Genomic DNA, 18,941 nt, shown 5'->3' with positions numbered 1-18,941 from the left:
GGTGTCCGCTCTCGCTCCACAAAACTCAAATCGATCCAGTCGCTACACCCACTGAGGCGGCGGATTTTTGGCATGGACACCACAAAATCGTGCCGCCTCACTTTTCACGCTTAACGAAACAGCGCCGGAACGTGCCACCGAAGCGTTAAGACGCTGCGGAAGCAGGGTGAAAGTGATGGGAGACGACCCCGAGGAGGGGATGTTGTCGTGGGACGAATCCGTGTTCAGAGACGAGCACGTCTTCGAAATCGACTACGTCCCCGAAACGTTCAAGCACCGCGAGGGCCAGACTCAGAGCCTGACGTACGCGCTGCGCCCGGCGGTGCGGGGGTCGCGGCCGCTGAACGTCGTGGTTCGGGGACCGCCCGGAACCGGGAAGACGACGGCGATCCAGAAGCTGTTCGACGAGGTGGGTGCCCAGACGAGCGAGGTCCGGACGATCCGGGTCAACTGTCAGGTCAACGCCACCCGCTACTCGGTGTTCTCTCGGCTCTTCGAGGGAACCTTCGACTACGAGCCGCCCTCGTCGGGCATCTCCTTTAAAAAGCTGTTCGGCCAGATCGCCGAGAAGCTCGTCGAGGAGGACAAGGTTCTGGTCGTCGCCCTGGACGACATCAACTACCTCTTCTACGAGAACGAGGCCTCGGACACGCTCTACTCGCTCCTGCGGGCTCACGAGGAGTATCCCGGCGCGAAGATCGGCGTCGTCGTGGTCTCTTCGGACCCCGCACTCGACGTCATCGACGAACTCGACTCCCGGGTCCAGAGCGTCTTCCGCCCGGAGGACGTCTACTTCCCGGTCTACGACCAGCCCGAGATCGTCGACATCCTCGAGGAGCGCGTGAAACGCGGCTTTCACGAGGGCGTCATCGACCGCGATACCTTGGAGTACGTCGCCAAACTCACCGCCGAGAGCGGCGATCTGCGCGTCGGGATCGACCTGTTGCGCCGAGCGGGGCTGAACGCGGAGATGCGTGCCAGCCGCACCGTCGAGCGCCAGGACGTCGAGGACGCCTACGAGACGTCCAAGTACATCAACCTCTCGCGGTCGCTTTCCGGGCTGACCGATACCGAACGGGCACTGCTCGAGGTCATTGCCGAACACGACGGCGAGCAGGCCGGCGAGGTCTACGAGGTCTTCACCGACCGGACCGACCTCGGCTATACGCGCTACTCCGAAATCGTCAACAAACTCGACCAGCTCGGACTGATCGACGCCGACTACGCGGACGTCGACGGTCGCGGTCGCTCGCGGTCGCTCACGCTGTCCTACGAGAAAGACGCGGTGTTAGAACGCCTCGAGTGACGTTTTCGTGCGTCTCCGACGTCCGTTCTCGAGGCTCGACGGGCCGCTGCCGATGGCTGTTCCGCCCCGCTCCGTAACTGCTGACAGCGAGTCGATCGACCGCGGACTGAATCCTCGGCTACGCTGCGATCGCGATGCTCGCCGGTTTCGTCATCGTCTGTGGCCAGTTGACCCGGTTTCTCGTCGTCCCGTAACGCCCTCTCTCGAGCGCCAGCCAGCGCTCGGAGCGGACCCCGATCGCAACTCTATACTGCTCTCCTTCCGTACCGCCTCTTCCGAACAGAATGGATTCCGATTCGCAGCCCGACCGTCTCGACGACAGTGCCGATCGACTCGAGACCCAGACCACTCCCGCGAACGTCGAGGAGCTGTTCGCCGGTCTGACTGACTTCGCGGACGGAGCCGAATCGGAGGAGACACACGAGGACGTCCGACACCTCAAGGGGCTCCTCTCGGAGGCGCACGACCGAGGGCTCATCGACTCGGGGATCCGACGGCTCCGGGCCAGTGACGCGATCGAGGCGTTCGTCGGCAGCGTGATCTTCACGTCCCCGCTGCTCGTCGAGGACGGCGTCTTCGACATCGCCGACTATCTCTTCGGCTTTACGCTCTCTTCGATCCCGATCTTCCTGATCGCGAACACGCTGTTCGTCGTCGCGATGACGTACGCGCTCGTCGAGTGGACGGGTCGGAACAGAACGGAGACCCAGTTGCTATTCGGCCGAATCCCGGTCCGCGTCATCATGATTCTCGTCGTCTCCTTTCTCACGGCGGCGCTCCTGATGACAGTCTGGGGCCGAGTCGGCAACTGGCAGCCCCCGGCGGAAGCCATCGCCCGTATCAACGTGCTCTGGACCGTCGGCTCGCTCGGCGCGGCGCTCGGTGACATCCTCTCCGATCAGGGTTCCGCGCCGCCCGCCCCAGTCGATCCCGAGGAGTCCCGGACCGGTCCTCGAGACGGCGACGGAGACGGGCAGCGTCCGATTGCGACCGCGAGCGGCCCGGAATCGAGCGGCCAGTTGACCGACGGCGCGCTGGTCGAAGCGATCCTCGATCAGTTTCGGAGCCTCGAGTCCGGTGCCAGCGGGCAGGACGAACGCCGCGAAATGCGGCGGCTCAGAGAGCGAACGAGACACGCGACGCTCGACGACGCGTTCGGCGATCGGATCCGGAAGTACACCACTCGCGACATCGCCGAGGCGTTCGTCGGGAGTATCTTCTTCTCGGTCCCGTTCCTGGTCGAGGACGGCGTCTTCGACGTCGCGGACTATTTCCTCTCGTTTCAGATCGGCCAGTTTCCCGTCTTCTTCCTCGTGAACACCGGGTTCGTCCTGCTGATGATAACGATGCTCGTCTACTGGGCGGGCCCCCAGGACGTCCAGATGTCGCGTCCGATATTCGGACTCGTTCCGCGCCGAATGGTCGGGATTTCGCTCGTCTCGTTCCTGACCGCGGCGGCGCTGATGACGATGTGGGGACGGGTCGGCAACTGGCAGGACCCCGTCGTGGCAATCGCTCGCATCAGCGTCGTCTGGACGGTCGCCTCGTTCGGTGCCGCACTCGGTGACATCCTCCCGGGCGAGAGTTCCGGTGACGATATCAACGACGATTTCGCGGAGTTCGGCGACCGACTCGAGGAAATCGTCGAGTGATCGTAGGAGGCGGTTCCCGGCACCCCAGCCACTCGGGAAGTTCCCGCTCGCGGACCGGCGCTTGAAGTATCCGGCACGGGATACAAACCACCTATCGTTCCTACGTCCGGAGACGAATGTACGCGCTCGTCTCCCTGATCATCATCATCTCGCTCTCGATGCTCGTCGTTCGAACGGGTACCGTCGCGCTGACGATGACCGGGCTCTCGGAGGAGGTCGCCTCGTTCCAGTCGCTGTCGGCCTACTCGGGGGCCGGGTTCACGACCGACGAGGCCGAGGAGATCACCGCGTACCCGAGCCGCCGGAAGACCGTCAAGATGCTCATGCGGCTCGGAAACGTCGGGCTCGTCACGACGATCGCCTCGTTAGTCATCTCGCTCGCGGATCCGGTGACGCGGTTCCGGCGGCTGATGATTCTCGTGGCCGTCTGTCTGCTCTTGCTCCTCCTCGCTCGCAGTACGTGGTTCAACGAACTGCTCACGCCCGTGATCGAGCGGACACTGTCCCGGTCCGCGCGCTTCCAGCTACGCGACTACACCGGTCTGCTCAACCTCGACCGGGAGTACCGCGTGGCCGACTTCGCCGTCGACGAGGGCGAGTGGCTCGCCGGCGAGCGCCTCGGTGACCTCGAGTTGCGCTCGTCGGAGGGCGTGACGGTCCTCGGTATCGAGCGCGAGGACGGCACCTATATCGGCGCGCCGTCGGGCGAGCACAGGATCCACGCCGGCGACCGGGTCATCGCCTACGGTCAGGCGGAGCGATTGCGTGAGCTGGCCGACCGCGGCGAAGACGACGACGCGGCCCACGAGGCGGCCAAGCGGGCCCACGATCGCCAACTCGACCGCGAGCGCGATATCGATCCGAAGCGGCCGCTGTCGCCGATTCGCGAGTGATTCGGCGACGCCGTCGTCGATGCCGACCGACATCGGTGCAGCCACTGTCTCCGCTGCCGGCAGTCGCTGGCCAAATCCCAAGGGACGGCTCCGTCCAACGGTCGGTATGGAGCGCCACGACTTCTACCAGTCCGTCGAGCAACAGGCGAACCTCGGCGACGAGGCCGACGCGCGAGACGCGACTGATGCGGTGTTGTCGGCACTGGGCCGACGGCTGGACGAGACTCGCTCGCAACGCCTCGACGGCGACCTGCCGGCCGAGATCGGGTCCCCGCTGGCCGAGGGACCTTCGGGCCGGGCGCTCTCCTACGACGAGTTCCTCTCGAACGTCGAGGAACGGGCCGACCGCGCCGACATCGGCGACCCCGAACAGCTCTCACGGGCGGTCGTCGGAACGCTGCTCGAGCACGTCGCCGAGGACGAACGCGAGGAACTCCGGGAGCGCCTTGAGGAGTTCGGCTACGACGCGATCGTTCCGGAGTCGGGCCCCGGTGCCGGAAGCTAACGGTCCGCCGGCGCGACCCCGGCAGTTGCCGCCCGAATCGTGAGGTGATGCGTCGGCGTGGCCACGACTATGGAACAGGAAGCACTGCTCGAGACGGTGCGCGACCGCGCCGCCGCCGATGCGGACGAGGAAGCGGCCAGCGACGCGACGCGGGCGGTCCTCGAGACGCTCGGCGAACGGCTGAGCGAGGACGAGGCCGAGGATCTCGCCGCACAGCTGCCGGGGGATCTGAGTCAGCACCTCACACAGGGAGAGTCGGGCCAGCGCTTCTCCGAGGAGGAGTTCGTCTCTCGTATCGACCAGCGCATGGACACCGTCGATCTGCACGGCGAGGAAGCGGCAACGACCGTCCTCGGGACGGTCCTCGAGGCGATCGACGAGAGCGAGCGCGCGGCGGTCGTCGACCAGTTCGAACACTACGGCTTCGAAGAGCTGCTCGCGGAGACGGACGCGGACGTCGACGTGGCCGATCGAACGCCGGGAGAATACTGATCGACGGAGACGTCGTCGACGCCGCGCTTACGCCTGATCGATGTTTTCGCGGTAGTCTTCGACCGTTTCGATCGCCGATTCGACCTTGTCCTCGGTGTCGCCGTCCGCCCGTTCGCGGACCTGTCGGAGCGTGTTGAGCCGCTCGTCGAGGATGGCGTGATCCGGTGCGGTATCGCTCATGACGTAGTCGGCGAACGCGTCCGTTGTCTCCCGGATGTCCTCGCGGACGTCGTCGCTGTCGGCCGATTTCGCTGCCTCCTCGAGGTCGTCGCGAGCCTGCTGGAGTTGCTCCGTCATATCCGGATTCACCACGAGCCGATCCATAACGGTTGGGCGAGCAGTGGCCACGTCCGTCCGAGAGCCGACCGATGGTCGAACGCGTCGGCTCCCGTTTGTTTCACGGCCCGTGGCCGGAGTTCCATCTGGACACTCCGCGTCCCGGGGGTGACCGTCTGTTGATCCCGTATCCGTCGAAACCGTCGCGTGGGACGTAGAGCGCGTTTCTCCGCTCCGGATATCGGACCGGACGCGGCTCGAGACCGCCCGCGGATCCGTCATGACAGACTATTAATAGCGACCGACGGTCACTCGCTAGTGAATGGCCAGGACGGCTACGTTCGAGATCTTTCGGGATAGAGCGGACGAATGGCGATGGCGTCTCGTCGCCGCGAACGGGAATATAATCGCCGATAGCGGCGAAGGCTACGCCTCCAAACAGGGGGTCAAGCGAGGCATCGACAGCGTCAAACGGAGTGCGGCCGGCGCGGACGTCCAGTTCGTGACGGACGGCTGAGAAGGCCACGCAGTCGACGAACGAATTCGAAGCCGCGTCGCATCGGGACCGTGCTGTAGACGGTCCGTCGTATCCGGCATTGCGCTCCAACCGTTCTATCCCCAGCACTGCCGAATTCGGCCGAAGTAGCCCGTGAAACGAGCATATCTCCGAATGTCGGAAAATTCGGGATTTCACTTGCTGGATGCCCTGAGACCTTCGAAAACGGCCGTGAGAGACACATCTTGTGCCTTATATGGGGGGGCCGTCCTGGTCCGTACTGAACTCATGTCGACTCGGTTACGCCATCCGCTCGTCGCCGTCATCGTCACGCTGCTCTTGACCGTTCCGTGGGTCGGGACGTTCGTTTCGTACGGCGGGTACGGAACTGTCCATCCAAGCGAAAACATCGCGGCCGGTCTCGCCGTCGTCGTCGCCGGAACTGCGATCCTCGGTGCGTCGTTCCTGCTCGCGTGGGCGGCCGAAACCGCCGAGAAAGACGTCCCGCAGGCGTTCGCCATCGCGGTGCTGGCAGTACTGGCCGTGGCCCCCGAGTACGCCGTCGACGCGCTGTACGCCTGGCAGGCCGGCGCCGGCTCAAGTGAGGCGGGCAACCTCGCGGTCGCGAACATGACCGGCGCGAACCGGATCCTCATCGGTCTCGGCTGGTCGGGAATCGCGCTGTTCAGCATCTACCGCGCGAAGCGGGCGTCCGATCCGGCGGTCGAACACCGCTCGGGAGTCCTTGCGGACGTCGTCACGCTGGACCGCGCGATCTCTCTCGAGATCGTGTTCCTCCTCGTCGCGACAGCCTTTGCGTTTCTCGTTCCGTTGGGCGGGGGTATCGGGATGGTCGATACGCTCTTCCTCGTCGGCCTCTATCTGCTCTACCTGCTCGTGATCATCAGGAGTGACGTCGAAGAAGCCGAAGAACACGTCGGTGTCCCCGCGTATTTCCAGCAGTATTCCACGATCCCCCGGGTGGCAGTCGTCCTCTCCGGATTCGCGTTTTCGGGGGCGATCATCTTCACCGCGGTGCATCCGTTCGCGGAAGGGCTCGAGCAGGTGGGCCTCCAATACGGCGTCCCCGAGTTCTTCATGATCCAGTGGCTCGCTCCGCTGGCCTCGGAGAGCCCCGAGTTGATCGTCGTCGCCTATCTCGTGAACAAAGCGCGGACGACCGCGGGATTCAACGCGCTCATCTCCTCGAAGCTCAATCAGTGGACGTTGCTCATCGGGACGCTCGCGGTCGTTTACTCGATCTCCGCCGGGAGCGTCGGGACGCTCCCGTTCGATTCGAAGCAGGTCGCGGAGATCTGGATCACCGCGGCCCAGAGCTTCTTCGCGATCGCCATCCTGTTGAACTTCGAGATCAGCACCCGCGAAGCGCTCGCGTTGCTCGGACTGTTCGTCACGCAAGTCCTCGCGGAGTTCTACATCATCCGGGCGTACACCGAGCCGGTCGTGACGGAGCTCAGTATGAGCGTGCTCTACGGCTACACTGCCGTGTACGCCCTGCTCGGTATCGCCCTGTTCCTCCGGCGACGCGACAGCGTCCGCGAACTCCTCGCGCGTACCACGGTGACCACGCGGGCAGCGATCGGTCGCGGGACCGACCCCTCTCAGACGGAGCACGCGGACTGACGAATCGGTCACCGTCGCGTCGTCCCGTCCGGGCACGGCGACGGCGTCCCGGCGGCTCTCTGGCGAGTGCGAACTCGCGGCGCGGCTACCGACGCTCATTTCACCGGCGGTGGTATGTCCGTTTCACTCGCATTCGCGTAATGCGAGCGCGTAAAGTGGCTCGAACCCCTGACTCCGATAATGAGTGACGCGCAAGGTCCCCTCCAGCCGGACCGTCCGGACGTCGATCGCCCGTTTCGAGTCGACGCCCCCTTCGAGCCCGCGGGCGACCAGCCCGAGGCGATCGAACAGCTAGTCGACGGCTTCCGGTCGGGGATGGACAAGCAGACCCTGCTCGGCGTGACCGGGTCGGGCAAGACCAACACCGTCTCGTGGGTCGCCGAGGAGATCCAGAAACCGACGCTGGTCATCGCCCACAACAAGACGCTCGCGGCCCAGCTCTACGAGGAGTTCCGGAACCTGTTCCCGGACAACGCCGTCGAGTACTTCGTCTCCTACTACGACTACTACCAGCCCGAGGCCTACGTCGAGCAGAGCGACACCTACATCGACAAGGACGCCTCGATCAACGACGAGATCGACCGCTTACGCCACTCCGCGACGCGGTCGCTACTGACCCGCGAGGACGTCATCGTCGTCGCCTCGGTCTCCGCGATCTACGGCCTCGGTGACCCGCGCAACTACATCGACATGTCGCTGCGACTCGAGGTCGGCGAGGAGATCGGCCGCGACGAACTGCTGGCCCAACTGGTCGACCTGAACTACGAGCGCAACGACGTCGACTTCACGCAGGGCACGTTTCGGGTGCGGGGCGACACCGTCGAGATCTATCCGATGTACGGCCGCTACGCCGTCCGCGTCGAGTTGTGGGGCGACGAGATCGACCGCATGGTCAAGGTCGATCCGCTCGAGGGGACGACCCAGGGCGAGCAACAGGCCGTCCTCGTCCACCCTGCAGAGCACTACTCGATCCCCGAGACCACGCTCGAGGAGGCGATGGACGAGATCCGGGACGATCTGGACTCCCGGATCTCGTACTTCGAGCGCACGGGCGACATGATCGCCGCCCAGCGCATCGAGGAACGGACGAGCTTCGACCTCGAGATGATGCAGGAGACGGGCTACTGTTCGGGCATCGAGAACTACTCGGTCTACCTCTCGGATCGGGAGTCCGGCGAAGCGCCGTACACGCTGCTCGACTACTTCCCCGACGACTTCCTGACCGTGGTCGACGAGTCCCACGTCACGCTGCCGCAGGTCCGCGGGCAGTACGCCGGCGACAAATCCCGCAAGGACTCGCTGGTCGAGAACGGGTTCCGACTCCCCACGGCATACGATAACCGGCCGCTGACCTTCGAGGAGTTCGAGGAGAAGACGGATCAGACGCTGTACGTCAGCGCCACGCCGAGTGACTACGAGCGCGAGGAGAGCGACCAGATCGTCGAACAGATCGTTCGGCCCACCCACCTCGTCGACCCGGCGATCGAGGTCTCGGACGCGACGGGGCAGGTCGACGACCTGATGGACCGCATCGACGAGCGCATCGAGCGCGACGAACGCACGCTCGTCACGACGCTCACGAAGCGGATGGCCGAGGACCTCACCGAGTATCTCGAGGAGGCCGGCGTCGACGTGGCCTACATGCACGACGAGACGGACACGCTCGAGCGCCACGAGATTATCCGCTCGCTCCGACTGGGAGAGATCGACGTCCTCGTGGGGATCAACCTCCTCCGGGAGGGGCTGGACATCCCCGAGGTCTCGCTGGTTGCCATTCTGGACGCCGACCAGGAGGGATTCCTCCGGAGCGAAACGACGCTCGTCCAGACGATGGGCCGGGCGGCCCGGAACGTCAACGGGGAGGTCGTGCTCTACGCCGACGAACCCTCGAACGCCATGGAGTCCGCGATCGAGGAGACCCAGCGCCGCCGCGAGATCCAACAGGAGTACAACGAGAAACACGACTTCGAACCCACGACGATCCAGAAGGAGGTCGGCGAGACGAACCTGCCGGGCAGCAAGACCGAGACCACTCAGGTCTCCGGCCGGTCGATCGACGACGAAGAGGAGGCCGCCCGCTACGTCGCCGAACTCGAGGACCGGATGGAGGAGGCCGCGGGCAACCTCGAGTTCGAACTCGCGGCCGATATTCGGGACCGGATTCGCGAAGTTCGGGAGGAGTTCGAACTCGAGGGCAGCGACGAGGGGATCGCGCCGCCGACCGAGGAATTCTGAGCGGAAATCTGTCAGCGCACGGTCGTCGAGTCGTCGGACTTCCGTGTGGAAACTGAGGCTGACGGGGTTATTCTCGGCCTCGAGTCCGCAGCAACGGTAGACAGTGGCGCGGTTTCTTCATTCAAAAATATCCGTGAAAAGTACAGACGAAGGCGTTACTGGAATAGGTATTTACTCATACAACATCTGTCAGAAACAGCCTGCTGAACACAGAGGATAAGTTTAGTACGATGACAACGTTTGTTTCAAACTATTTCTGGTAACTCAGTCGTTTAATAGTTGTGCGAACAGAGCAATTAGGGAAACATAAAGCACAATTACACTTACTATGAACCCACCAAATGCAATTTGAGCGGATTCAACAAATATGCCAATAAATGATATATGAAGTCCGAAGACCATGATTTTCAGTCCCAATGTCCCGTCCAAGATCGAGCTACTCATTTATTGAGATGGGATGTTGACTGTTTATAAATCTTCTTAGCAATCCAACATCGCTCCGGATCGTCCAAGACCTGTACTAACCGATCACCTCCTTCACAAATCAAGCCAGACTTCGTGCTACATTCGCGCCTTCTATTCAGCATGACTCCGTCAATATCTTGAGTGAGTAGTAGAAGTGTTAGCGCTACGTTCGCAGCTACAGTTGCCGAATCAAACATTTCAGTTCCTCACTCTATCTTCAAGAAAGAAACCGTATTACCAACTACTGCCAGAGAGAATGCTGGAAGCCGGGGTGAGTGTTCTGCTATCGTGACAACACGGGATTTCCACACCCTCCCCAACCGATTCGTTCGCTCACGGGTCGTTCCTCCCCGTTCGCTCACTCATCCACTATCAGAGCAAGCTCTGACAAGTCTTCGTTCGTGATACTCGCGAAGACCTCGCAGCAGTGTCATCGGCTGTCTTCGCTAGCGCTCAGCCAGCCGTCGGCGCGCGCCACCGTATATTGGTCCCTCGGTCTGGAGTAGTACAGAGCATGTCCCTAACTGGTCGCTACCCGCAGCCGGTCACAGAACGCCAAACCCGAACTCCGCCATCCCGAAGACGGGACCCCACAGGAAGTGGAGCGCGACGCCGACGACCACGGCGGGCAGGAAGTTGTAAATCGTCGCGACGATTGCGGCCTTGGCGTCGACGGCCAGCAGCGGGAACAGGGCGTCGCCGTCCTGGGCGATCGCGTTGGCAGAGAGCGCGGAGAACGGGAGTCCGCCCTCGGCGTAGACGCTCGCCAGCAGGATCTGGGGGCCACAGCCGGGGATCAGCCCGACGACCGCGCCGCCGATCGGTGCAAGGACGCCCGCCGCCGCGGCGAGGGTCGCGATGTTCGCCCCGCTGAAGAGGACGAAGTACTCGTAGGCGAGGAAAGCGACGAGCACCCAGACGGTGACGAAACTGGTCTCCATCGCCGCGTGGGTGAGCGTATCGTAGATCGATCCGAAGGAGTCTCGAGCGCGGGCGATCTCTCCCTCGCCAACGTAGTGGCGGCCGACCGCATAGAGGTACAGCGACAGCACCGCACCGACGATGCCGGTGACGGTGAACAGCCCGTCGAATCCGAGGTCGGCGACCAGTGCGACTTCGGGCCCGCCCCGGAGCAGGTAGAGGCTGCCGAGAATCAGTCCCGCGACGGCGGTGACCCACCACAGGCCGTGCGCGAGGTGCGAGAGCGGGGTGAGCACTCGAGACGATCGATCCGGCCCGGTCTCGTGTGCGTGCGTCGGGGCCGGTCCGCCGTAGTCGTGGGCCGGATTCGGCCCGACGCCGCTGTTGACGACGGTGCCGCCGTCGGGCGTCGCGGCGGGCGAGAGCTGTGCGACGGCGTTGTCGATCCGAGTGACGCCCAGCCCGACGGAGTCGACGAGGTAGCCGGTCGCGACCGAGGCCGCGAAAGCGATGGCGTAGGCGTACAGCGCGGCCTCGGGCGCGAGCGCGAGGATGACGAAGGCCGAATCGCCCGCGGTCGCCCCCAGCGTCGCGACCACGGTCCCGAAGCTGACCGTGCCGCGGACGTACAGCGGCATCACGACGATCGCACCGCCGCAGCCGGGCGTCAGACCGAGCAGACCGCCGAACAACACCTGCAGCCGTTCGTTGCCCTCGATTGCCCCGATAACCGCGCCGTCGGTCCAGTACTGGAGGAGTCCGAACGCCAGCACCGTGACTGCGACGAACGCGCTCACCTGCACGTAGCCGTCTCGCAGCGACTCGAGGAGGACCGTGAGGAGTTCGTTCACGGGACGTCACCCGGGGTTTGGGACGGACCGAACCGAAGATTAGACATCTCTAAAAATAGATTTAGCAGCATGGGGTAAATAGCTGCTGGTGGCGACAATCGGGACGCGGACCGGGACGGAGCGGTCGTTCGAAGGGGGACGGGAGCGGGAGACCGAGCCCTGACCCTCCACTCTCGAGGGGAGGGGGTTCCAGGAGTCTCGAGCAAAACGGACTGAGCGGGTCCTCAGACGGAGCGCTCGAGCCGAAATGGTCTCGAGCGCGGGTCGTCCCGTCGCTACTCGTGATCGTCTCGCAGGTGTTCGATCGCGTGGAGTTCGACCACCGGAACGACCTTTGCCACGGTGAGGAAGAGGAGCGTCACCATGCCGATCGTTCCGATGATCGACAGGATTTCGATCAGACTCGGAACGTAGCGGCCGGGCGTCGCCTGGTAGATGTCGAACGTGGGGTGAAGGAACCCCTCGACGACGAACAGCACCTTCTCCATGATCGTCGCGGTGAGGACGGCGAGGCCGGAGACGACGGCCCGCTTCTTGGTGAACAGCGTCGGTCGGATCGACTGGGCGAAGATGTACGACAGCGTCAGGAAGACCAGCGACATCGAGGTGAGGTAGATCGGGTTGGTGGCTCTGGCCCGGGCCGCAATGGTCAGGTCGACGGGCGCCTGAAACAGCCCGGTGATGTTCTGCTGGAGCTGCAGCCACAGGAAGAGCAGACAGAAGAAGCCGAGCCACAGGAGCAACCCGCGGAAGATGTCGTCGGTGAAGATGTGATCCCAGTTGTAGGCGTAGCGGAACGAATAGGCGAGGATGATCACGCCGCTGATCGCGGAGGTGAGCGCGATGGTGAGAAACTGCGGCCCCTGGACGCCGCCGAACCAGGTCGGATAGTTCGGCAACACGGAGAACAGCCACGGAATGACGCCGCCGTGGAGCAACAGCGGTGCCATGATGATGATCGCGAGCGCGATCCACCAGACCATTCGTTCGACGATCCGATCTTCCGTCTCGGTGTAGCCGATCGTCATGACGCTGTACAGCGGGCCGAGACGGTCGGGTAACTGATCGCGCAGCCGACTGACGTCGTAGCGCAGCGTCAGGGCGAGGTAGGTCGCCGTCAGCACGAAGTAGGCCGTGATGACGGTCACGTCCCATACCAGCGGCGAGGCGTGAACCGTGACGTGATAGTGGCCGATGACGCTCGTGACCATCCGGTCCGGCCGCCCGAGGTGGACGATAATGTAAAAGCCCGCCGCGGAGAGCCCGCCGATGGTCAGCAACTCGGCGAGTCGCGCCACGGGCATGTATCGGTCCATCCCGAGGAGCCTGACCGCCGCCGAGAGGATGATTCCTCCGTGGGCGATGCCGACCCACCAGATGAACGCGCCGATGTAAATCCCCCACGTGACGCCGCCGCCGCTGCCCCAGTCACCCAACGCGGTGACGACCAGCCCCTCCTCGAGCTGATAGGCCCACCCGACGAGAAAGGCGAGCAGCGCCAGCCCCGCCACCGCGACCATGATGACGTACGTTCTCGACACTGATCCGATCGGCCGCAAGATGTCGGCCTCGCTCGGCGTTTTCGTCCCCATCGTGCTACGGTGGAACTCATCGGCCGCTCACTTGCGTCCGCGCTATGAATTTGCAAGGTCGAGTCGTCCGACGCTCGATCGCGCTCGAGCGTCGATTCCGGCCCGACTGTGCAGCGACGCGGCCGGCTTACAACTCGAGCGTGTAGACCACTTCCCGTCGCTGCTCGCCGCCGATCTCGACGTCGTCCTCGTCGGTCGGTTCGAACCCGTGGTCCTCGTAGAACTCTCGGCCGCCCTCGTTCGAGGCGAGATCGATCGCGCGCATCCGCTTCATGTTGAAGTCCCGCAGGTCCTCGCGCAGCCGTTCGTACAGCGCCGTGCCGATCCCCTCGCCCTGATGGTCCGGATGGACGGACATGCGGAGGACGTCGCCCTCGTCCTCGGTGACGACGCCGTGCGTGAAGCCGACGATCTCGCCGTCGCCGGACTGCGCGGAACCGTGTTCCGCGCTGTCCTTCTCCGCGACGAGGAAGGCGGTCCCCGGCTTCGACAGCGCCGTCTCGAGCGCCTCGTCGCCGTACCACTCGTCGATGGTCCGATCGATCGTCTCGCTGTCGAGTTCGTCGTAGGTGTCGTGCCACGTGTCGCGGGCGACGCGTCTGATCCGTTCGCGGTCGTCGTGCTCGGCCGGTCTGATCTCCATACCCCGAACTACGACACCGAGTGGCAAAGTGGTTGCACCGTCTCAGTTAGGTGTCGTCCGTCGGCCCCGAGACGAACGCTCGGCGGGGCTTCGGGTCGGTCGCCTCCGGCCGAACGCGATCAGGTGCACTGGTTTCCGAGGCGACTATACCTCGAGCGTGTAGACCGCCTCGGGGTAGTACTCGCCGTCAATCTCAACGTCCCCTTCGTCGGTCTGCTCGAAGCCCAGCCCCTCGTAGAAGGCGCGGCTGGCGTTGTTGAACGCGAAGTCGATCGATCGGATCCGGTCGACGTCGTAGGGCTCGATCTCCGAAATCAGTCGCTCGTGAAGCGCCGAGCCGATCCCCTCGCCCTGATGGTCCGGGTGGACGTACATTCGGAGGATATCTGCCGTGTCGCCTTGGGCGACCGCATGGGTAAAGCCGACGAGGTCGCCGTCGCCGGACTGCGTCCGGCCGCTCGCGGAGCCGCGCCCCGCGCCGTCTCGTTCGGCGACGAGGACGATCGTTCCGGGGGCCTCGAGCGGCATCGAGTCGTCGGTGTACCAGTCGTCGACGGTCCGGTCGATTACGTCACTCTCGAGTTCGTCGTAGGTGTCGTGCCAGGTGGCGCGAGCGACGGTCGTGATCGCCTCGAAGTCGTCGGCCGTCGCGGATCGAACGTTCATACCTCATCATTGAACGTGAGACATAAATAACTCGCCGACACGAGGTCGCGAAATCCGACGGTGAGCGGTACTCAAGCGGCCGGGCGAGCGAGCCGTTCGGAGCGTTCCCGCAACGGGGTGCCTCACCTCCTCGCTCTCGCGAACGTCGATCCCTCGTTCACTCGCGGACGTCGAACCCCCGGTCGCGAAGGAGATCGGGCACCCGATCCCGGTGGTCGCCCTGTAGTTCGATCCGGCCCTCGTCGACGGTCCCGCCCGTTCCCATCGAACTCTTGAGGTCGGACGCGATCGATTTGATCTCGTCCGACTCGAGATCGAACCCCTCGACGATCGTTACCGGCTTATCGTACCGACGACTCTCCGTCCGAACCGACAGGACTTGTTGGGAGGTCTCGAGGTCGCCCTGGCTGTCAAGTTCGTCGAGCAGGTCGTCGAGGTCGTCGTCGTTTGACATACCGTCGCATAGGATCGGTACGAGGGATAGCCCTGTCCTTGCTTTCGCAACGGTCGGGAGGTGACGTTCCGCCGGCGGTCAGTCACTCTCCGGACTCGATCGGCTCCTCGAGATCGAACTCGAGGACGTCCCCCTCGCTGACGCCGTGTTCGGTCGTCCACTCGTAGTTGACCTCGAGCACGTACTGTCCCCGACCGGGGTACTCCTGCTCGTTTCCGTCTTCGTCCGGTCCCGGTGCCGGCGCGTGATGGATGTCGGTGATCGTCCCGTCCGCGTCGGCGTAGACGATGTCGATGCCGAAGTCCATCTCTCGCATGACGAAGGTGCGCTCCGCGACCGACTCGTAGACGAACAGCATGCCGCGGTCGGACGGCAGTTCGTCGGTGTCACTGAGTCCATCGTACCGGAGATCACTCGTGTCGGCGATCGCCGCCGTCACCGTCCCGAGTTCGTCGCCGTCCGTCGTCACGGCCCGGACCTCGGTCGTCTCGTAGCCCTCGTGTACCGGTTCCGCGTCGGCGTCCGTCTCGTTCGCGGTCGACTCGTTCGTCGCCTCCTCCTCGTCGCCCGTCGTTTCGTCGGTCGGGTCGCCCTGTCCCTCGCTGTTCGCTTCGCCCGAGTCGTCCGCGTCGAGACAGCCGGCGACCGCGACCGCGCCGGCGGCGCCGAGCAGGTGTCGCCGAGTCACCTCGTCGTTCATACCAGTATCAGCGACGCTGCAGAATAAGTCACTTCTGTCCGCTCGAGTGAATGAGTCGGTTGGACCCCACCACTTCGCCGTGCAGTACCCGGAGCACCGATCGAAGTCTGTGACGGCATCAAGAGCGCGTCAGAGTCGTGATTTGATCGTCTCCGCCGTCTTCTCGCCGATCCCGTCGACGCTCTCCAAGTCGTCCACGCTCGCCTCGCGGACGTTTTCGACGCTGCCGAACCGACCCAGGAGCCGCTTTCGCGTCTCGGGGCCGATCCCCTGTACGTCGTCTAACACCGTCTTGACCTCGTCGCGGACGGTCTGGTGGTACTGCACGGCGAAGCGGTGGGCCTCGTCGCGTACGCGCTGGAGGAGGTGCAGGTGCGGTGCGTCGCTCGGCCACGAGAACCCTACGTAGCTTCGCTTCGCTCGCGACGAGCTCCCACTCGCTTCGCTCGCGGGAATCCGGTCGGGCGCGATCACGCGCTCCTCGGCCTTCGCCAGCGCGACCGCCGGGACGTCCCAGCCGACCGCCTCGAGCGCGTCGCGGGCGGCCTCGAGCTGTCCCTCGCCGCCGTCGATCAGCAACAGATCGGGATCGGGCCGGTCGTCTCGCTCCTCGACGGCGCGAGCGGCCCGCCACTCGAGCAGGGCCCGCATGTTGTCGTAATCGTCGTTCTGGTCCGTGAGCTTCTTCCGCCGATAGTCCGCCTTCTCGGCGCTGCCGTCGACGAAGGTGACGTCGCTGCCGACCGCCGCCTTTCCCTGGGCGTGGCTCACGTCGAACCCCTCGATCCGCCGGGCCGACTCGATCTCGAGGGCGTCGGCGAGCATCCCGCACTCGTCGCGCCGGCCGACGTTTCGCCGGGCGTTCTTCAGCGCGAGTTCGACGAGCTTCGCCTCTCGGCCCGCGCCCGGCACCCGGACCGAGACGCCCTCGGCCGCGAGCCAGGCCGCGACCTCCTCGTCGCCGTGGCGTTCGGGCAGGAGGAGGGCGTCGGGCAGCTCGCGCTCGGCGTAGTACTGGACGATGAAGGCGGCGAGAACGCTGGGGACGCCGTCCGCCTCGCCGGCCGCGTCGACTCCTGTCCCGGCGGAGCCGGGTGCCTCGAGCGTGTGGCGGTCCCGGTCGACCAGCTTGCCGTCTTCGGCTCGCAGTCGGGCGACCGTTGCGTCCTCGCCCTCGATGGCGACACCGAGGACGTCGACGCCTCGTTCGTCGCCGATCGACTGGACCGCCTCGCCGCCCTCGCCGTGGAAGGCCTCGACGGTCTCTAAGCGATCCCGCACGTTCGCCGCGCGCTCGAAGTTCTGCGCCTCGGCCGCTGCCTCCATCTCTCGACGCAGCGGGTCCGCGAGGATCCCCGTCTCGCCCTCGAGGAAGCGCTCGACGGCGGTGACGTCCTCGCCGTAGCTCTCGAGGTCGATCTCCCGAGTACAGGGCGCGGTACAGAGCCCCATCTCGTAGTCCAGACACGGCCGATCGCGGCCCGCGTACTTGTGGTCCGAACAGCCGCGGACGCCGTACGTCTCCCGCAGGGCCTTCACGACGGTCTCGACCTGTCCCTTGCTCGTGTAGGGCCCGAAGACGGTCGCGGACTCGTCGGGATCGCGCGTGATCTCGATCCGCGGGGCGTCGTGGTCGGTCAACTGGACCATCGGATACGACTTGTCGTCCTTGAGCCGGACGTTGTACCGCGGCTGGTGGCGCTTGATCAGGTTCGCCTCGAGCAGCAGGGCCTGCGTCTCGGTGTCGGTGACGGCGATCTCGACGTCGTCGGCGCGGCCGACCATCCGGCGGATCCGCGCGCTGCGGGGATCGGCGTAGGACCGGACCCGATCCCGCAGATCGACCGCTTTCCCGACGTAGAGGGTGGTGTCACTCTCGCGGAACTGGTAGACCCCCGGCTCGCGGGGCAACGACCCGGCGCGTTCGCGAACCCCATCGGCGTTCATCGGCGGGCCTACGTGGTCAGGCGGTTTCAGCCTGACTCCTCGGCACCGGTCGCTCGATCGCCGGTGGAGCGTCGCTCACCGGTCGCTCGGGCACCGCCGCCGTCGCTCGCCCCCTCGAGCGTCGACGCCGATCCCGGCCGAATCGCTCGCTCGAGATCGGCGACCGCCCCGTCGTCCAGATCGCCGCCGGCCGGGAGCACGAGGTCGTCGTCGCCGCTCACCCGGAGCACGAGCCGCCGCGAGCGCGATCGCAGATAGGAGCCGACGAGACCGGCGGCGAGCGCGAGCGCGGCGACGCCGAGCACGAGCACGCCCCACTCGACCAGTACGAGCGTCGCTTCGACGGCCGCGAGCGCGCTCTCGGCGAGTCGCGTCAGCGCGTTCCGTTGCGGAATCGAACCGACGCCCTCGAGGTCGACGCCCGGCACGAGCGTCGCGAAGCTGGCGTCCGTCGCCACCGCGAGGACGCCGACGCCGACGAGCGCGGCGACGATCGCCGCACAGAGGTGGCTCAATCGCTCGCTCGTCTCGACGGTGACGGTCCCGACGTTCGGCCGGTCGACGCTTCGAAAGTTCCCGTCGCTCGAGTCGGCCGTCAGCGCCAGGACGCGCTGGTTCGTGACGGCGACGGTCGCGTTCTCGAGGTCCGTGCGGTGTTCGACGCGCTCCCCGTCGTGGCACAGCTCGTCGACGTGGTCGCGCCACTGCTCGACGCGCTCGCGTCGGGTTTCGGCCATCGGTAGTCGTCACTCCTCCGACGCCGACCCCCAAGTACGTCGGGGCTCGTTCGGGCGAGTAGGGGCCGCCTTCTCGCGGAATCGACTCGATACATTCTCGGTGCTCGACCGCCAACACGTTTCGTATGAGTGACTCGACGGTCCAGTGCTGGCTGGTCGAACGAACGTTCGACGACCGCAACCTCGTCACGATCGTCTACGCGACGCCCGACGGCTCGCGCTACCAGCAACGGGAACGATCTTCGACGTCGCTGCGAACCGGTGGCGCGGTCACCGCGGCCACCGAGATTCCCGAAGACGAGCTCGAGCCGGTCACCGACGAGGAGACCCGGGAGCGCTACGCCGAGGAAGTCGATCGGACCGCAGAACAGTACGATCCCGACGATCAGATCTGAGGGTTTTATCCGCGCCCGGTACTGTAGAAATCACGCGCTACCGGCGTCGAAACGGACTATTTCGGCCGTCG

The 18,941-nt window shown here is 65.0% G+C and carries 19 protein-coding genes and 1 pseudogene; 9 read left to right on the top strand and 11 right to left on the bottom strand.

The annotated features are described in order from the left end of the window. Positions 1-74 (bottom strand): annotated as a pseudogene (locus LDH66_RS21650) (IS6 family transposase); the annotation flags it as partial. 101 nt (positions 75-175) lie between these two features. Between LDH66_RS21650 and LDH66_RS21645 the strand changes: the two are divergent. From LDH66_RS21645 to LDH66_RS21625, 5 genes are all read left to right on the top strand, one after another. After that, positions 176-1,306 (top strand): ORC1-type DNA replication protein, encoded by a 1,131-nt coding sequence (locus tag LDH66_RS21645; protein ID WP_226483159.1) that lies wholly within the window; start codon positions 176-178, stop codon positions 1,304-1,306. Between the two features lie 284 nt (positions 1,307-1,590). Continuing rightward, complete coding sequence (locus LDH66_RS21640; protein ID WP_226483158.1) at positions 1,591-2,958, top strand: hypothetical protein; 1,368 nt, start codon at positions 1,591-1,593, stop codon at positions 2,956-2,958. Positions 2,959-3,074: 116 nt separating this feature from the next. Further along, positions 3,075-3,851, top strand: a complete 777-nt coding sequence (locus LDH66_RS21635) for a TrkA C-terminal domain-containing protein (RefSeq protein ID WP_226483157.1) — start codon at positions 3,075-3,077, stop codon at positions 3,849-3,851. A gap of 106 nt (positions 3,852-3,957) precedes the next feature. Next, positions 3,958-4,356 carry a DUF2267 domain-containing protein gene (locus tag LDH66_RS21630; RefSeq protein ID WP_226483156.1) on the top strand — a complete coding sequence of 133 codons (399 nt, stop codon included), beginning with the start codon at positions 3,958-3,960 and terminating at the stop codon, positions 4,354-4,356. A 69-nt stretch (positions 4,357-4,425) separates the two neighbouring features. Continuing rightward, positions 4,426-4,848, top strand: a complete 423-nt coding sequence (locus tag LDH66_RS21625; RefSeq protein ID WP_226483155.1) for a DUF2267 domain-containing protein — start codon at positions 4,426-4,428, stop codon at positions 4,846-4,848. A gap of 27 nt (positions 4,849-4,875) precedes the next feature. On the opposite strand, the gene LDH66_RS21620 is transcribed toward LDH66_RS21625, so the two are convergent. Further along, positions 4,876-5,145: a DUF7553 family protein gene (locus tag LDH66_RS21620; RefSeq protein WP_226483154.1), complete on the bottom strand. Its 270-nt coding sequence runs from the start codon at positions 5,143-5,145 to the stop codon at positions 4,876-4,878. Between the two features lie 301 nt (positions 5,146-5,446). On the opposite strand from LDH66_RS21620, the gene LDH66_RS21615 reads away from it, so the two are divergent. From LDH66_RS21615 to uvrB, 3 genes are all read left to right on the top strand, one after another. Next, the gene (locus tag LDH66_RS21615) at positions 5,447-5,641 is read left to right on the top strand and encodes an HVO_2922 family protein (protein ID WP_226483153.1); all 195 of its coding nucleotides are present in this window, start codon (positions 5,447-5,449) and stop codon (positions 5,639-5,641) included. Between the two features lie 267 nt (positions 5,642-5,908). Next, positions 5,909-7,264: a sodium/calcium exchanger protein gene (locus tag LDH66_RS21610; protein ID WP_226483152.1), complete on the top strand. Its 1,356-nt coding sequence runs from the start codon at positions 5,909-5,911 to the stop codon at positions 7,262-7,264. Positions 7,265-7,444: 180 nt separating this feature from the next. Continuing rightward, entirely contained in the window at positions 7,445-9,499 is a 2,055-nt protein-coding gene (gene uvrB, locus LDH66_RS21605; protein WP_226483151.1) for an excinuclease ABC subunit UvrB, read from the top strand. A gap of 264 nt (positions 9,500-9,763) precedes the next feature. On the opposite strand, the gene LDH66_RS21600 is transcribed toward uvrB, so the two are convergent. The 9 genes from LDH66_RS21600 to LDH66_RS21560 all read right to left on the bottom strand — a co-directional run bounded on the left by LDH66_RS21600 (position 9,764) and on the right by LDH66_RS21560 (position 18,475). Next, positions 9,764-9,943, bottom strand: a complete 180-nt coding sequence (locus tag LDH66_RS21600) for a hypothetical protein (RefSeq protein ID WP_226483150.1) — start codon at positions 9,941-9,943, stop codon at positions 9,764-9,766. A gap of 566 nt (positions 9,944-10,509) precedes the next feature. Beyond that, complete coding sequence (locus LDH66_RS21595) at positions 10,510-11,736, bottom strand: putative manganese transporter (RefSeq protein WP_226483149.1); 1,227 nt, start codon at positions 11,734-11,736, stop codon at positions 10,510-10,512. Between the two features lie 275 nt (positions 11,737-12,011). Continuing rightward, entirely contained in the window at positions 12,012-13,328 is a 1,317-nt protein-coding gene (gene nrfD / locus LDH66_RS21590; protein WP_226483148.1) for an NrfD/PsrC family molybdoenzyme membrane anchor subunit, read from the bottom strand. 127 nt (positions 13,329-13,455) lie between these two features. Beyond that, positions 13,456-13,971, bottom strand: coding sequence for a GNAT family N-acetyltransferase (locus LDH66_RS21585; RefSeq protein ID WP_226483147.1), 516 nt, complete (start codon positions 13,969-13,971; stop codon positions 13,456-13,458). A 144-nt stretch (positions 13,972-14,115) separates the two neighbouring features. Beyond that, positions 14,116-14,637, bottom strand: a complete 522-nt coding sequence (locus LDH66_RS21580; protein WP_226483146.1) for a GNAT family N-acetyltransferase — start codon at positions 14,635-14,637, stop codon at positions 14,116-14,118. Between the two features lie 157 nt (positions 14,638-14,794). Continuing rightward, positions 14,795-15,091: an SUI1 family translation initiation factor gene (locus tag LDH66_RS21575; protein ID WP_226483145.1), complete on the bottom strand. Its 297-nt coding sequence runs from the start codon at positions 15,089-15,091 to the stop codon at positions 14,795-14,797. Positions 15,092-15,173: 82 nt separating this feature from the next. Next, positions 15,174-15,791, bottom strand: coding sequence for a DUF192 domain-containing protein (locus LDH66_RS21570; RefSeq protein WP_226483144.1), 618 nt, complete (start codon positions 15,789-15,791; stop codon positions 15,174-15,176). A gap of 129 nt (positions 15,792-15,920) precedes the next feature. Further along, the gene (locus LDH66_RS21565; RefSeq protein ID WP_226483143.1) at positions 15,921-17,738 is read right to left on the bottom strand and encodes an excinuclease ABC subunit C; all 1,818 of its coding nucleotides are present in this window, start codon (positions 17,736-17,738) and stop codon (positions 15,921-15,923) included. A 26-nt stretch (positions 17,739-17,764) separates the two neighbouring features. Next, positions 17,765-18,475, bottom strand: a complete 711-nt coding sequence (locus LDH66_RS21560) for a hypothetical protein (protein WP_226483142.1) — start codon at positions 18,473-18,475, stop codon at positions 17,765-17,767. Positions 18,476-18,600: 125 nt separating this feature from the next. Here LDH66_RS21560 and LDH66_RS21555 point away from each other — a divergent pair, with 125 nt between their 5' ends. Then, on the top strand, positions 18,601-18,870 hold the full coding sequence (locus LDH66_RS21555; RefSeq protein ID WP_226483141.1) for a DUF7967 family protein: 270 nt from the start codon (positions 18,601-18,603) through the stop codon (positions 18,868-18,870). Positions 18,871-18,941: the final 71 nt, after the last annotated feature.

The organism is Natrinema amylolyticum, from assembly GCF_020515625.1.
Taxonomy (GTDB): Archaea; Halobacteriota; Halobacteria; order Halobacteriales; family Natrialbaceae; genus Natrinema; species Natrinema amylolyticum.
The sequence above is the reverse complement of the archived record's forward strand: the minus strand, read 5'-3'. Positions and strand labels throughout refer to the sequence as shown.

What these genes read in the sequence shown, in the direction of transcription:
- LDH66_RS21645 (WP_226483159.1), top strand. Translation starts at nt 176, where the DNA reads ATGGGAGACGACCCCGAGGAGGGGATGTTGTCGTGGGACGAATCCGTG.
- LDH66_RS21640 (WP_226483158.1), top strand. Translation starts at nt 1,591, where the DNA reads ATGGATTCCGATTCGCAGCCCGACCGTCTCGACGACAGTGCCGATCGA.
- LDH66_RS21635 (WP_226483157.1), top strand. Translation starts at nt 3,075, where the DNA reads ATGTACGCGCTCGTCTCCCTGATCATCATCATCTCGCTCTCGATGCTC.
- LDH66_RS21630 (WP_226483156.1), top strand. Translation starts at nt 3,958, where the DNA reads ATGGAGCGCCACGACTTCTACCAGTCCGTCGAGCAACAGGCGAACCTC.
- LDH66_RS21625 (WP_226483155.1), top strand. Translation starts at nt 4,426, where the DNA reads ATGGAACAGGAAGCACTGCTCGAGACGGTGCGCGACCGCGCCGCCGCC.
- LDH66_RS21620 (WP_226483154.1), bottom strand. Translation starts at nt 5,145, where the DNA reads ATGACGGAGCAACTCCAGCAGGCTCGCGACGACCTCGAGGAGGCAGCG.
- LDH66_RS21615 (WP_226483153.1), top strand. Translation starts at nt 5,447, where the DNA reads ATGGCCAGGACGGCTACGTTCGAGATCTTTCGGGATAGAGCGGACGAA.
- LDH66_RS21610 (WP_226483152.1), top strand. Translation starts at nt 5,909, where the DNA reads ATGTCGACTCGGTTACGCCATCCGCTCGTCGCCGTCATCGTCACGCTG.
- uvrB (WP_226483151.1), top strand. Translation starts at nt 7,445, where the DNA reads ATGAGTGACGCGCAAGGTCCCCTCCAGCCGGACCGTCCGGACGTCGAT.
- LDH66_RS21600 (WP_226483150.1), bottom strand. Translation starts at nt 9,943, where the DNA reads ATGAGTAGCTCGATCTTGGACGGGACATTGGGACTGAAAATCATGGTC.
- nrfD (WP_226483148.1), bottom strand. Translation starts at nt 13,328, where the DNA reads ATGGGGACGAAAACGCCGAGCGAGGCCGACATCTTGCGGCCGATCGGA.
- LDH66_RS21585 (WP_226483147.1), bottom strand. Translation starts at nt 13,971, where the DNA reads ATGGAGATCAGACCGGCCGAGCACGACGACCGCGAACGGATCAGACGC.
- LDH66_RS21580 (WP_226483146.1), bottom strand. Translation starts at nt 14,637, where the DNA reads ATGAACGTTCGATCCGCGACGGCCGACGACTTCGAGGCGATCACGACC.
- LDH66_RS21575 (WP_226483145.1), bottom strand. Translation starts at nt 15,091, where the DNA reads ATGTCAAACGACGACGACCTCGACGACCTGCTCGACGAACTTGACAGC.
- LDH66_RS21570 (WP_226483144.1), bottom strand. Translation starts at nt 15,791, where the DNA reads ATGAACGACGAGGTGACTCGGCGACACCTGCTCGGCGCCGCCGGCGCG.
- LDH66_RS21565 (WP_226483143.1), bottom strand. Translation starts at nt 17,738, where the DNA reads ATGAACGCCGATGGGGTTCGCGAACGCGCCGGGTCGTTGCCCCGCGAG.
- LDH66_RS21560 (WP_226483142.1), bottom strand. Translation starts at nt 18,475, where the DNA reads ATGGCCGAAACCCGACGCGAGCGCGTCGAGCAGTGGCGCGACCACGTC.
- LDH66_RS21555 (WP_226483141.1), top strand. Translation starts at nt 18,601, where the DNA reads ATGAGTGACTCGACGGTCCAGTGCTGGCTGGTCGAACGAACGTTCGAC.